This is a genomic window from Anoxybacillus sp. ST4, assembly GCF_019448545.1.
Classification (GTDB): Bacteria; Bacillota; Bacilli; order Bacillales; family Anoxybacillaceae; genus Anoxybacillus; species Anoxybacillus pushchinoensis.
Window position 1 is genome coordinate 1 of record NZ_JAHZOE010000024.1, and the last position, 13,647, is coordinate 13,647.

16 protein-coding genes are annotated in these 13,647 nt (G+C 42.8%); 2 read left to right on the plus strand and 14 right to left on the minus strand.

Features of this window, described 5'->3' with window-relative positions:
- Positions 1-149 precede the first annotated feature (149 nt).
- From K1I44_RS12180 to yneA, 8 genes are all read right to left on the minus strand, one after another.
- The gene (locus K1I44_RS12180) at positions 150-617 is read right to left on the minus strand and encodes a CcdC family protein (protein WP_219986295.1); all 468 of its coding nucleotides are present in this window, start codon (positions 615-617) and stop codon (positions 150-152) included.
- A 21-nt stretch (positions 618-638) separates the two neighbouring features.
- Positions 639-998, minus strand: a complete 360-nt coding sequence (locus K1I44_RS12185) for a response regulator (protein WP_003398949.1) — start codon at positions 996-998, stop codon at positions 639-641.
- A 25-nt stretch (positions 999-1,023) separates the two neighbouring features.
- Positions 1,024-1,728 carry a cytochrome c biogenesis CcdA family protein gene (locus K1I44_RS12190; protein ID WP_003398950.1) on the minus strand — a complete coding sequence of 235 codons (705 nt, stop codon included), beginning with the start codon at positions 1,726-1,728 and terminating at the stop codon, positions 1,024-1,026.
- Positions 1,729-1,840: 112 nt separating this feature from the next.
- Entirely contained in the window at positions 1,841-2,053 is a 213-nt protein-coding gene (locus K1I44_RS12195) for a YneF family protein (RefSeq protein WP_003398951.1), read from the minus strand.
- A gap of 119 nt (positions 2,054-2,172) precedes the next feature.
- A complete protein-coding gene (gene tkt, locus K1I44_RS12200) occupies positions 2,173-4,176 on the minus strand; it encodes a transketolase (RefSeq protein WP_003398952.1) in 2,004 nt (667 codons plus the stop codon).
- 145 nt (positions 4,177-4,321) lie between these two features.
- Positions 4,322-4,552 (minus strand): DUF896 domain-containing protein, encoded by a 231-nt coding sequence (locus K1I44_RS12205; protein ID WP_003398954.1) that lies wholly within the window; start codon positions 4,550-4,552, stop codon positions 4,322-4,324.
- A 23-nt stretch (positions 4,553-4,575) separates the two neighbouring features.
- Positions 4,576-5,256 (minus strand): YneB family resolvase-like protein, encoded by a 681-nt coding sequence (locus tag K1I44_RS12210; RefSeq protein ID WP_219986296.1) that lies wholly within the window; start codon positions 5,254-5,256, stop codon positions 4,576-4,578.
- A 20-nt stretch (positions 5,257-5,276) separates the two neighbouring features.
- The gene (gene yneA, locus K1I44_RS12215) at positions 5,277-5,579 is read right to left on the minus strand and encodes a cell division suppressor protein YneA (protein ID WP_003398956.1); all 303 of its coding nucleotides are present in this window, start codon (positions 5,577-5,579) and stop codon (positions 5,277-5,279) included.
- Positions 5,580-5,733: 154 nt separating this feature from the next.
- Between yneA and lexA the strand changes: the two genes are divergently transcribed.
- Positions 5,734-6,351: a transcriptional repressor LexA gene (gene lexA / locus K1I44_RS12220; RefSeq protein ID WP_003398957.1), complete on the plus strand. Its 618-nt coding sequence runs from the start codon at positions 5,734-5,736 to the stop codon at positions 6,349-6,351.
- A gap of 59 nt (positions 6,352-6,410) precedes the next feature.
- Here lexA and glnA read toward each other — a convergent pair whose 3' ends face one another.
- The 4 genes from glnA to hflX all read right to left on the minus strand — a co-directional run bounded on the left by glnA (position 6,411) and on the right by hflX (position 10,841).
- A complete protein-coding gene (gene glnA / locus K1I44_RS12225) occupies positions 6,411-7,745 on the minus strand; it encodes a type I glutamate--ammonia ligase (RefSeq protein WP_091701511.1) in 1,335 nt (444 codons plus the stop codon).
- A gap of 60 nt (positions 7,746-7,805) precedes the next feature.
- Positions 7,806-8,210: a MerR family transcriptional regulator gene (locus tag K1I44_RS12230; protein ID WP_003398117.1), complete on the minus strand. Its 405-nt coding sequence runs from the start codon at positions 8,208-8,210 to the stop codon at positions 7,806-7,808.
- Positions 8,211-8,311: 101 nt separating this feature from the next.
- Entirely contained in the window at positions 8,312-9,580 is a 1,269-nt protein-coding gene (locus K1I44_RS12235) for a methionine gamma-lyase family protein (RefSeq protein WP_003398119.1), read from the minus strand.
- 13 nt (positions 9,581-9,593) lie between these two features.
- Complete coding sequence (hflX, locus tag K1I44_RS12240) at positions 9,594-10,841, minus strand: GTPase HflX (protein ID WP_003398120.1); 1,248 nt, start codon at positions 10,839-10,841, stop codon at positions 9,594-9,596.
- Between the two features lie 145 nt (positions 10,842-10,986).
- Here hflX and K1I44_RS12245 point away from each other — a divergent pair, with 145 nt between their 5' ends.
- Positions 10,987-11,595, plus strand: coding sequence for a trimeric intracellular cation channel family protein (locus K1I44_RS12245; RefSeq protein ID WP_003398121.1), 609 nt, complete (start codon positions 10,987-10,989; stop codon positions 11,593-11,595).
- A gap of 31 nt (positions 11,596-11,626) precedes the next feature.
- Here K1I44_RS12245 and K1I44_RS12250 read toward each other — a convergent pair whose 3' ends face one another.
- Together K1I44_RS12250 and K1I44_RS12255 are read right to left on the minus strand one after the other, a co-directional pair.
- Positions 11,627-12,781 carry a thiolase family protein gene (locus K1I44_RS12250; RefSeq protein WP_219986297.1) on the minus strand — a complete coding sequence of 385 codons (1,155 nt, stop codon included), beginning with the start codon at positions 12,779-12,781 and terminating at the stop codon, positions 11,627-11,629.
- 14 nt (positions 12,782-12,795) lie between these two features.
- On the minus strand, positions 12,796-13,641 hold the full coding sequence (locus tag K1I44_RS12255) for a 3-hydroxyacyl-CoA dehydrogenase family protein (protein ID WP_219986298.1): 846 nt from the start codon (positions 13,639-13,641) through the stop codon (positions 12,796-12,798).
- Positions 13,642-13,647 lie beyond the last annotated feature (6 nt).

The following is a 13,647-nucleotide window of genomic DNA, read 5'->3' on the forward strand; positions in this document are numbered from 1 at the left end:
CCAAGTTACGATCCCTTCAATCACATGGTATAGATTTAAGTTACCACAAATAAGGAAAAAAGAAAAGAAGAAAAAATTCACGAGGAAAGTGAACTTTTTCTTGACTCCCCACTTTTTCAACACTTTGTAATCCTTTCTTTACCGAAGGATTAGCTTTTTTCGTTTATCTCCCGTTGCAGGCGGCGGTATGATACATACATTGCAATTCTCCACGGAACAATCATCGAGAAAGCAAGAATCCAAAACATTCCCGCAAGCTCCCCATACTCAATCGTACGGCTTAAATACGTTTTCAGCGCTAAACGTAATACGATTAAAATAACAAAAATGAAAACAAACGCTTTAGAGCGTTGTAAATAAATGTCGTTGTTCCGAACTTCAAACGAGGATGTTTTAATTAATAAAATAGAAAAAAGCCCCCCAATCATAACGGCTTCTATAAACTCTAGCACCGTTACCCGGAACATCGGATGGAGAAACATGAACGCCCCTGTGCTCATAAAAACAGGGGGTAATACGATTTTTTTAGCACTTGTCGGCTTTTTTGCCGCTTTCATTCGAATGAGAAAAACAATCCCAGCCATAAACACCGCGAATAATGAACTAAAGATAGCCAAAGTCAATCGTCCTCTCTTCTGTTACTGCAACACACGTTGGATCGCTTCGATGACACGGCTTTCATCAAATGGTTTTACAATAAAATCAAGCGCTCCCGCTTCGATCGCTTCAACGACCATCTTTTGTTGCCCCATTGCCGAGCACATAATAATTTTTGCTTGTGGATCACGTTGTTTAATTTCCCTTACAGCCTCAAGTCCGCTCATCACCGGCATCGTAATATCAAGCGTCACAACATCCGGCTTTAACTCCATGTAAAAATCGACAGCTTCTTTTCCGTTTTCCGCTTCCCCGACTACTTCATGATTCGCTTTTTTCAAAATATTTGCTAACGTCATACGCATAAATTTCGCGTCATCGACAATTAAAATTCTTGCCATTTCCTTTCCCTCCACACCCTAAAAACTAAAAACCTGTGAATCCTCCGAATATATTCGTCATATAAATCGTTATTTTCGTCATCCAATCAAAGAACAACACGATACCCATTCCTACCATGACATACCCACCAATTTTCATCAATTTGACATGATGTTTTCGAATCCAACCCATTTTTCCAATAAAAAACGATAAAAGTAAAAATGGCAAAGCAAAGCCTAGTGAATACGCCGTCATATAAACTACACCTAAACTTGGGTTTGTCGCCGCCAAAGCAATGACTGATACTAGAATCGGCCCTGTACAAGGCGTCCAACCGGCAGCAAACGCCATTCCGATAAGAAAAGAACCAATGTAACCAGACGGTCGATGTTGAAAAGATAAACGACGATCGGTCATTAAAAACTTCGGTTTAAAGACGCCGATAATAACAAACCCGAAAAATACCATCAATATTGCACCAATTTGACGAATGAGATCTTGGTATGTATGAAAAAAACGACCTAGAATGGACGTACCAAAACCAATTGCAATAAAAATAAATGAAAATCCGAGCAAAAAAAATAACGTATGTAACAAACTTCTTCTTTGTAGCAATGCATAGTCTGATTTCAAATCACTAACTGAAATCCCCGTAATATATGACAAGAAAGCTGGATAAAGCGGCAAACAACACGGAGAAATAAACGAAAGCACACCTGCTCCAAATGCAACAAGCAGTTGAACGTCCATATGATTGGCACTCCATTTCTTTTCATTTTCCTATATTTTATCAAAAAAATACAAATGCGAGCAACAGCTTCTTTCCGTGCGAAAAAAGACACTCATCGAGAGTGCCTTACTTTTATTTTAATTGATTATTCATCGCTTTCATCATTTGATTGATTTTCTTTTGCGATGGAGTCATTCCCATTTGCATCATCATCATTCGGATCATTTGCTCATTAATTGGTGGATTTTTTTTCAAGTAGTTCATCATTGTTTTACGCGCAATAAAAAATCCAAGCGCAACGCCAGCAGCAAGCGCTACAATGCCTACTAAAATCATTTCCCACATATTTTTTCCTCCTTCATGTTGTCTACATTACACTATACTAAACAATAACGGTTTGTACAATATGTTCAACAAAAAATCTTTATTCGATAATAAAACGGGGAGTCCCTCTCCCCGTTTTATTATTTGTTCAATAATGCTTTGACGCGCGCAACGACATTTTCCACTGTAAATCCATATTCTTGCATAATTTTTTCTCCAGGTGCGGAAGCGCCGAAACGATCGATAGCTAAAATATCTCCCTCATCGCCTGTATAACGCTCCCAACCAAGAGATGCGCCCATTTCAATAGCAAGACGTTTTTTCACACGTTTTGGAATGACGCTTTCTTTATACTCAGCTGGCTGAGCCTCAAAACGATCCCATGAAGGCATGCTCACAACAGAAACATAGATGCCCTCGTTCGCTAACACTTTCTGAGCCTCTACCGCCAGACTGACTTCTGAACCTGACGCAAGCAATAATGCTTGTACCTCTCCTTGCGCTTCAGAAACGACGTAAGCCCCCTTCTTCACTCCTTCGTAAGCACGCTCAGCTGTCGTAGCTAGCGTAGGGAGATTTTGACGTGTCAATACAAGTGCTGTCGGACGGTCCGTAGACTCTACTGCCAAGCGCCATGCTGCCGCTGTCTCATTCGCATCTGCCGGACGGATGACGCATAAATTCGGCATCGCTCTTAATGAAGCAAGCTGCTCAATCGGCTCATGCGTTGGACCATCTTCCCCAACAGCAATGCTATCGTGCGTAAGTACGTATGTGACAGGCAAGCCCATCAAAGCAGCAAGACGAATGGCTGGACGCAAATAGTCTGAGAAGACAAAGAACGTACCACCGTACACTTTGACCCCACCATGAAGCGCCATACCATTGAGTGCCGCTCCCATCGCAAATTCACGCACACCAAACCAAATGTTGCGACCTTCATAGCTTCCTGGTAAGAAATCTCCCGCACCCTTAATTAACGTTTTGTTTGAACCGGCTAAATCTGCAGATCCACCTAAAAATTGCGGTACAACTTTCGCGATCGCATTTAACACTTCACTAGAAGAAGCGCGTGTTGCCAAGCTTTTTCCTTCTGCGTATACTGGCAATGCTTTTTCCCAGCCTTCAGGAAGTTTACCTTCAATCGCCATGCGCAATTGTTTTGCTAAGTCCGGATACTCCTTCTCATATTCAGCAAACAGCGCATTCCACTCTGCTTCTTTTTTCTCGCCAGCCTCTTTTACGACTTTTTCAAAATGGGCATACACTTCATTTGGAACGTAAAAATCTTCTTCAAACGTCCAGTTATACGCTTCTTTCGTTAGTTTAATTTCATCTTTACCGAGCGGCGCACCGTGTACATCTGCTGTTCCAGCTTTGTTTGGTGAGCCGTAGCCAATCGTTGTCTTTACCTCAATTAACGTTGGACGTTCTAAATCTTTTTGAGCTTCAGCGATGGCTTGAGCAACTTCTTCAATATTGTTGCCGTCTTCTACGCGAATGTACTGCCATCCATACGCTTTAAAGCGTTGCTCTACGCTTTCCGAAAACGAAAGATTTAATTCCCCATCTAATGAAATATCATTTGAATCATAAAGCACAATGAGACGGCCAAGCTTTAAATGCCCTGCTAGCGAAGCAGCTTCTGCAGAAACACCTTCCATTAAGTCACCGTCGCCACAAATGGCATATGTAAAATGATTAATGATTTCGAATTTGTCCTTGTTGTATGTAGCTGCTAAATGACGCTCTGCCATTGCCATTCCGACAGCCATCGCAATCCCTTGGCCAAGCGGTCCAGTCGTCGCTTCTACCCCTGGGGTATGACCGTACTCCGGATGGCCCGGTGTTTTGCTTCCCCATTGACGAAACTGTTTAATGTCTTCCATCGTAACGTCATAGCCACTTAAATGAAGCAAGCTATACAATAGCATCGAACCGTGTCCTGCTGACAAGACAAAGCGGTCACGATTAAACCATTTTGGATTACGTGGATTATGGTTCATAAACTTTGTCCATAACGTGTACGCCATTGGTGCAGCTCCCATCGGCATTCCCGGGTGCCCTGAGTTCGCTTTTTCAATTGCATCGATCGACAATGTACGAATCGCAGCAATCGATAGTTGTTCAATCGTATGTGTCATCGTCTTCATCCTTTCGTTTGTAAACATTCTCATCTTTTATGATATAGAAAAGTGCGTGAAATGTACAATGTTTCACAACATTTTTTTTGACAAACTGACGAAAAAAGAGAACATCTATATTAGTATGTTCTCCACAATATGCGCATTAATGCAGTCGTTTTTTCTTGCTTTCCTTCAATTTTTTTGGGGTGACATCATTTCCATTAGGATCAATGACTTTTACATGATGCAATGTCTCGATCATCGACGCACGAAACGCCGCAATATACTCCGTTCGGAGTTGCAATTGTTCTTGTTTCTCTTCATCTGTCAAACCTTCTATTTTTGCTTTTTTAGCTAATGCATTAATTCGTGCGATTTTTTCAGCAGATAACATCCATCTCATTCCTTTGTACGAAATTACTTTTTATCCGTATCATCATACAAAAATTTTTCATCGTTGACAAGCTGCTCATATTCCTTATATCTTCGGTGAACGGTCGCTTTTGATACATCGTATCCAAATGAGCGAAGCATAGCAGCAATTTCAGCAAACGTTAAACCATTTTGACGTAAACGAACAATATCTTCCATTGGCACGTCTTTTCGATCCCGTCCAGCATGTTCGCCAATGTTGCGCAAATTATTTTCCGGTCGATAGCCATTTTGAACAGCTCTTTGCATCCCGCGTTTAATTTTTAAGTTATGTATTTTTCTTTGATACTCCTCTACAATGCTAATGATTTCTAAAACCATTGAGTCTGCTTCCGATAACTGAAGCTCCCCACGATGGCTTACTGTATAGACGCGAATACCTTCTTTTTGTAAACAACGAAGAAGCGCAATTTTTGCATTTCCTCGCCCAAGTCTTGTTTCATCTTGAACAAGAACGACGTCAATACGATGTTGTTTGATTGCATCGAGCAGCTCCATAATTCCTGCGCGCTCAATATCATAACCGCTTGCTTGCTCTTCAATGATTTTGACAACATTCATGTCATATTCCGTTGCAAGCTGTTTAAGTTCCTCTTTTTGTCTTTGTAACGATGTTTCTTGCGCTTGCTTCGTCGTGCTTACACGACAATAAATAATTGCGTTCATTCGCCATCCCTTTCTACTGACTATTGTTTGTTAGCGACAAGCTGGTTCTCGCCATTTGATTTTAACACAGGGATCACGATTTTCTCACCAACAATTAATCGGTCGTCTGAACGTCGATTGACTTCCATCACCCATTCAATAAATTGTTGATGGGACAATCGATGTTCATGTTTATACTTATCCGCTAGTTCCCATAATGTATCACCAGCTGATACGGTAATTTCAACATACTTTTCTTTATCAACAGATTGTGTTACATGTAAAAACGCCCACACGAACAATGCACTAAATAAGATCATCATCACATAATGTATTTTCCCCATACCATCTACCCCCCTAACACAGAACGTTTGTTTGTATTTATCATAACGGGAACTTTTGTTCGTGTCAACCATTTTTTTCGAACTTATGTTTGTATCTATGTACAAATATATGTTATAATGTGGGCAAAGATTGAAAAGGAAGAGGTGTATAAAGATGGCGAAATTATCAAAACGGCAACAACAAATTTTGGACTTTATTAAACAAGAAGTTCGCTCAAAGGGGTATCCACCATCGGTGAGGGAGATTGGGGAAGCGGTCGGTTTAGCATCGAGTTCTACCGTCCACGGACATTTAGCGCGTTTAGAAAGCAAAGGATTCATCCGCCGAGATCCGACCAAGCCTCGTGCCATTGAAATTTTAGATGATCATGAATCCATCCCAAAAACAAACGTCATCAACGTTCCAATCGTCGGAAAAGTCACAGCTGGACAACCAATTACCGCAATAGAAAACATTGAAGAATATTTCCCTCTCCCGGAACGATTCGTTTCACCAGATGATCAAGTATTTATGTTGCAAATTGTCGGAGAAAGCATGATTGAGGCTGGTATTTTAGATGGGGATTACGTGATCGTCCGCCAACAACAAACGGCCAATAACGGGGATATCGTTGTAGCTATGACAGAGGATAACGAGGCAACAGTAAAGCGCTTTTTTAAAGAAAAAGACCATATTCGCTTGCAACCTGAAAATTCATCCATGGAACCGATCATCGTCCAAAACGCTACCATTCTAGGGAAGGTCATAGGTGTATACCGAACTATTCACTAACAACATTAAATTTTCAGTATAATAAAAAAAGCTAACGGTGCTTCCGTTAGCTTTTTTTATTAGTACAGGCTCATATATTGTTCGCGTTCCCACGGATGTACTGCCGTACGGAACATATCCCATTCAATTTCTTTTGCCTCAACGAAGTGTTCAAATAAATGTCTGCCAAGGGCATTGACGATCACTTCATCAGATTTTAAGTTTTGCAACGCTTCTGCTAACGTTGCAGGTAAATCGACAATTCCTTCTTCCAAACGTTCTTCTTTCGTCATTACATAAATGTTGCGGTCAACTGGCGCAGGAGGCGTTAGTTTATTTTTAATTCCATCTAATCCAGCTGCCAACAATACAGCCATCGCTAAGTATGGATTAGCTGCTGGGTCTACGCTACGCACTTCAATGCGTGTGCTCATGCCGCGTGACGCTGGGATACGAATAAGCGGGCTACGGTTGCGTGCCGACCACGCCACATAACAAGGTGCCTCATAGCCTGGAACAAGACGTTTGTATGAGTTTACCGTTGGGTTTGTTACCGCTGTAAAGTTTGGAGCGTGCTTTAATACACCGGCAATAAACTGTAATGCTGTTTCACTTAGTTGTAGCTGACCGTTCGGATCAAAAAAGGCATTTTCACCATTTTTAAAGAGCGACAAGTTACAATGCATACCCGAACCATTCACACCAAAGAGCGGCTTTGGCATAAATGTCGCATGCAAACCGTGTTTACGTGCGACTGTTTTAACAACAAGTTTAAACGTTTGGATGTCATCACACGCTTTTACCGCATTAGCATACTTAAAGTCAATTTCATGTTGTCCTGGCGCAACTTCGTGATGGGATGCTTCAATCTCAAATCCCATTTCTTCTAATTCTAATACGATATCGCGACGGCAATTTTCCCCTAAATCTGTTGGTGCTAAATCAAAGTAGCCGCCATTATCATTTAATTCTAACGTCGGTTCACCTTTTTCGTCTAGCTTAAATAGGAAAAACTCCGGCTCTGGACCTAAGTTGAATTCTGTAAATCCGAGCGCCTCCATTTCTTTCAACACCCGCTTTAAGTTATAACGCGGGCATCCTTCGAATGGGGTACCATCTGGATTGTAAATGTCACAAATAAAACGAGCCACTTTCCCTTTTTCGGCTGTCCACGGGAAAATAACGAATGTATCTAAATCCGGATATAAATACATATCTGATTCTTCAATACGAACAAATCCCTCGATCGACGATCCATCAAACATCATTTTATTATCGAGCGCCTTTTGCAATTGACTTACAGGAATTTCTACGTTTTTGATCGTACCGAGAATGTCTGTGAACTGCAAGCGAATATACTTTACATTCTCTTCCTTTACAATACGAAAAATGTCTTCTTTTGTGTACTTAGCCATACATATTCCTCCCCCAGAATGAAAAAGATCATTTATGTTTATATTAAAAACATAAATTTTTTAATGGAAAAAGCGAGCGATGTCCCCTTGGCGAAGCGATGCACGATTAAAACGGCCGGCTTGCATTAATTCGGCACGCAACAATTTGCGTAACTCTGCCTCTGACAAATCTTGCTTCATCACTTTTGGTGCAACGGATGGCGTTGTCTCAACGTGCTGTTGTTGACGTGAGGCAAAAATTTGTTTAATCCCCGCTAAATTAACCCCTTGCTCGATGAGGTCTTTAATTTCAAGCAAGCGATCTACATCATTAAATGAAAATAGCCGACGATTGCCTTCCGTACGAGCAGGTGAAACAAGACCGTGTTCCTCATAATAGCGGATTTGACGTGCTGACAAATCGGTTAACTGCATAACAATGCCAATTGGAAACAACGGCATGGAGCGACGAATTTGACTATTCATGTCGACCCCTCCTCACGTAATACATATTTTCATTTTATTCTATGTTATCTTATATGTCAATGATATGTTACGTTTCATTACATATTTTTTTCTGAAATATTTTATAATTGAATTAATCGTTTTTCAAGCAATCGGTCAACAGCCATGCAAACAGCAATTTTCACGTGCGAATACGTGAGACCCCCTTGTACGTATGCAACATACGGTGGTCGAATTGGTCCATCGGCTGATAGCTCGATGCTTGCCCCTTGTACAAACGTCCCCGCCGCCATAATGACATCATCCTCATAACCCGGCATGTAATTCGGATATGGAGTAAAATGCGAATTGACAGGAGAGGCGAATTGAATGGCTTGACAAAACGCAATCATTTGCTCTGCTCCATCAAATTGCACGGACTGAATCAAGTCCGTACGCTTCGCATCCCACGTCGGATACGTATTCATTCCGATTCGTTCAAGCATTGCTGCAGTAAACACGGCACCTTTCAACGCTTGTCCAACGATATGGGGGGCCAAGAAAAAGCCTTGATACATTTCTTGCAAACTGTACAAAGAGGCGCCTGCTTCCGCACCAATTCCTGGCGAGGTCATACGATAAGCACACATATTGATATATTCTTTTTTACCGACGAGATATCCTCCTGTTTTCGCCAATCCACCACCTGGATTTTTAATCAATGAGCCGGCGATTAAATCAGCACCAACATGACATGGTTCTTGCTCCTCAACGAATTCACCATAACAGTTATCAACAAAAACAACAACATCTTGTTTAATTGTTTTAACAACATCAATCATTTGTTTGATTTCAGCAATTGTAAACGAAGGCCGAGGATCATATCCTTTTGAACGTTGAATGCCGATCATCTTCGTCCGACCGTTGATTGCTCGTTCGACTGCTTCAAAATCAACTTTTCCTTCTGAAGTAAGCGGCACGCTGTTATAACCAATATGAAACTCTTTTAACGAACCGATTCCTTCGCCGCGAATGCCGACGATTTCTTCTAGCGTATCGTACGGTTTTCCAGTAATATACAACAATTCATCCCCCGGACGTAACACACCAAACAGCGCGATCGTAATCGCATGTGTACCGGAAATGATTTGTGGGCGGACAAGCGCCGCTTCCCCACCGAATACGTCTGCATACACTTTTTCAAGCGTGTCACGTCCTATATCATCATAGCCATACCCTGTAGACGGAATAAAATGTGCATCGCTCACTTGATGACGACGAAAACTTTGCAGTACACGATATTGATTATAATCAATGCGAGCATCAATCGCCTGATGAATCGGTGCGATTTGTGCCTCAATTTCTTTGACAAGTGTAGAAATCGTTTCTCCATGTGTTAAATGCTCAAACATAACAAAACCCTTTCTATTTGTTGTATATTCTTAGTTGTAACAGTAATGGATGTTCCGACAATATGTAGCCGCTACATTCATACATGCCACTTTGTTCATTGTAATATATGTGCTGCACAATTGTTTCTGATTTTAGCTGTGCGAGCAGTTTCCCCTCAAATGCAGGAATCGCCACATCGTAACGTTCCATCGCTTCGATCATGTGTGCTTCAATAAATCGGCGCAGCTTTTGTACATCTTGTTCACTAAACGCACTTACTAATATATAGTCTGTTTTCGGGCTTGGAACAAAGCTTGGAAGGGTGATATCACGTTTGTTATATACAGTAGCGATTGGAATGGTCGTCGCCTCCAATTCTTCAAGTAAACGATAAACGGTTTGTTCATGTTGAATATAATCCGGATTCGATGAATCGACAATATGTAAAATAAAATCCGCTTCTTTCACCTCTTCTAACGTCGAACGAAACGCTGCCACAAGAGTAGTTGGCAAATCTTGAATGAAACCGACCGTATCCGTCAAAAGCGCCGTATAACCGCTTGGCAGCACCAATTTGCGCGTGAGCGGATCTAATGTAGCAAACAATAAATTTTCTTCAAAAGCATTGGCGTTCGTTAGTCGGTTAAAAAGTGTCGATTTCCCTGCGTTCGTGTAACCGACTAGCGCAATTTGAAACACCGCATTTTTCTTCCGCCGCTCCCGATATCTCCCTCGATGTTCAACAACAGCTTTTAACTGTGCTTTAATTTCGTCAATCCGGCGACGAATGTGACGACGGTCTGTTTCTAACTTTGTTTCCCCTGGTCCTCTCGTTCCGATTCCGCCGCCTAATCGGGAAAGTTCTGTTCCTTGTCCGCTTAAGCGTGGCAGTATGTATTGTAATTGTGCAAGCTCAACTTGCAATTTTCCTTCTTTTGAGCGCGCGCGGCTTGCGAAAATATCTAAAATAAGTTGCGTTCGGTCAATGATGCGCACGTTTAACAACTTTGTTAAGTTTCGATTTTGACTTGGCGACAGTTCATCATTAAAAATAATGACGTCTGGCTCAAATTGTTCCACGAGACGCACTAGTTCCTCCACTTTTCCTTTTCCAATATAAGTAGCTGGATGAACCGTTTCCCGCTTCTGCGACAGACTAATGATGACCTCACCGTTTGCTGTATGAACGAGGGAAGCAAGCTCTTCCATCGAATACAAAAATCGTTCATCATCAACATGCGGTAATTGACACCCAACAATAATTACTCGTTCTTTTTGCATATTTTCCCTCTTTCCTGTTGAACATCTGTTCTCATCATAACAAATCTCATTTAAAAGTGCTATGGCTGAAAAATGACCGTTGATTTTTTCATATTTTATACATAAAATTTTAACGTAATGTGACATAACAGAAAGGATTACGATCATGACTTGGGAAGTATTAAGTATGATTGGCACGGTTGCTTTTGCCATTAGCGGGGCGATTGTCGCCATGGAAGAAGAATACGATATTTTAGGTGTGTACATCCTCGGAATTGTAACAGCATTCGGCGGCGGTGCTGTACGCAACGTATTAATCGGCGTGCCTGTATCCATTCTATGGCAACAACAAACACTTTTTTTGATTGCGTTTATCGCGATGACGATTGTCTATTTATTCCCGCAAAAAATGTTGCCGCATTGGCAACGTTGGGGCAACTTTTTCGACGCCCTCGGACTTTCAGCTTTCGCCATTCAAGGGGCACTATATGCCGTTCAAATGAATCGACCATTAAGCGCAGTTATTGTTGCTGCTGTACTAACAGGGAGCGGAGGCGGAATGATTCGCGATGTATTAGCAGGAAGAAAGCCTCTTGTATTACGTGATGAAATTTATGCTGTTTGGGCCATTGTAGCTGGCGTTGCGGTTGGAACAGGCATTGCACACTCCTCAATTAGCCTGTATGTATTGTTTGTTGTCGTTGCCGCGTTGCGCATTTTATCGTACACATATAACTGGAAATTGCCGAATAAATCATTAAAAGCAGGGAATTAAAACAGGGGACCCAAATATCGTCCCCTGTTTTTTACTGTCCCCACCGCTCGACAATGGTCGCGGTTGCCATGCCGTGCCCGATACAAATCGTTAATAAGCCGTAGCGCCCCTTTCGTCGTTCGAGTTCGTGAACGAGCGACGTCATCAGTTTCACACCCGTTGCCCCAAGCGGATGACCTAACGCAATCGCACCACCGTTGACGTTTACTTTGGAAAGTGAAACACCAATTTCTTTTTGCCAAGCAAGGACGACAGACGCGAACGCTTCGTTAATTTCAATGAGGTCGATAGCGTCCATTGTGAGATTCGCTTTTTGTAATACTTTTTTCGTTGCCGGAATGACACCATCTAGCATGTACGTCGGATCAGAGCCAACAACTGTTTGAGCGACAATTTTTGCTTTCGGCCTCAAACCGAGTCGAATCGCTGTTTCCCGCTCCATGAGCAACACCGCCGCTGCGCCGTCGCTCATTTGGCTTGCGTTCCCAGCAGTAATTTTCCCGTTTTGTTTAAAGACCGGCTTCAATGCCGCCAGCGCTTCAAGCGATGTATCTTGGCGCGGCCCTTCATCAATTGTCACGATGATGTCGTTGCCGTCTTTATCAAGCCCGTTGACGGGCACGATTTCTTCCGTGAAGCGGCCTTCCGCTTGCGCCCGAAGCGCCCGCTGGTGGCTTTCGTACGCATATGCATCTAACTGTTCTCGTGTCAATTCGTATTTTTCAGCAATCAGTTCGGCAGAAACGCCTTGGTGGACGAATTCGTATTTTTCATGGAGCGACGGTGGAATCGTCCGCTCGTTTCCATCGCTTAAAATCGGCACTTTTGTCATACTTTCCACCCCAGACGCAATCGCGATGTCCATATCGCCTGATTTAATTTCCTGCGCAGCGAAATGAAGCGCCTGCTGGCCTGAACCGCACATCCGGTTAATTTGCACCGCGGGAACTTCTATCGGAAAGCCTGCCTCAAGCGCTGCTAAACGCCCGATATTATACCCTTGCTCGCCAATCGGTGTCACACACCCCATCACAATATCTTCAATCAATTGCTTTTCCACCCCAGCACGCTTAACAACTTCCTCAAGCACAATGGCCGCTAAATGAACCGGATGTTTGTCGCGAAACACCCCGTTTCGCTTGCCGACAGGAGTGCGTACCGCTTCGACAATGACTACTTCGCGCATGCTTTTCCCTTCTTTCATTCGTATGTGTAAAATCCTTTGCCTGTTTTTCGTCCGAGATGCCCTGCTTCGACGAGTTTACGGAGCGTCTGTGGCGGACGAAACCGGTCGCCATATGCTTCTGTCATATTTTCGCTGACAAACAACATCGTATCTAACCCGACTAAATCGGCAAGTTCAAGCGGCCCCATCGGATAATTCAGCCCGAGACGAATCGCTTTGTCGATATGCTCCGCAGAAGCGACCCCTTCTTCATACATGCGAATGCATTCGATCATATGTGCAGCTAGCGCTCTTGTTGTCACAAATCCTTGCATATCTTTTACGATGACTGTTTCTTTGCCGATTGCTTCCGATAGTTGCTGAATCGCTTCAATCGTCTGCCCGGACGTCGCCACGCCTTTCACAATCTCAATGAGCTTCATCACTGGCGCTGGGTTAAACCAATGCATGCCGACGACTTGGCTCGGACGCTTCGTCGCTGCGGCAATCGCCGTGACGCTTAATTCCGACGTATTTGTCGCTAAAATCGCTTCTTGTTTCGCGTAACGGTCAAGCTGTTCAAACACTTGTTTTTTGAGCGGCAAATGTTCTGGCACCGCTTCGACGACAACGTCTGCTTCTTTTACTGCTTCTTGCAAGTTCGTTTCCGTTTGAATGCGAGAAAGAATAGCGGACGCCTCTTGTTCTTGTAGTTTACCAGCCTTTACAAAACGAGAAAGGCTTTTTTGAATGGACTGCATTCCTTTTTCAAGTGCCGCAGCAGAAATATCGTATAAATAAACGGTTTTTCCTCCCATCGCTAACGACTGGGCGATGCCGCTTCCCATTAAGCCAGCACCGATGACCGCAATAATTTCCATCGTTAC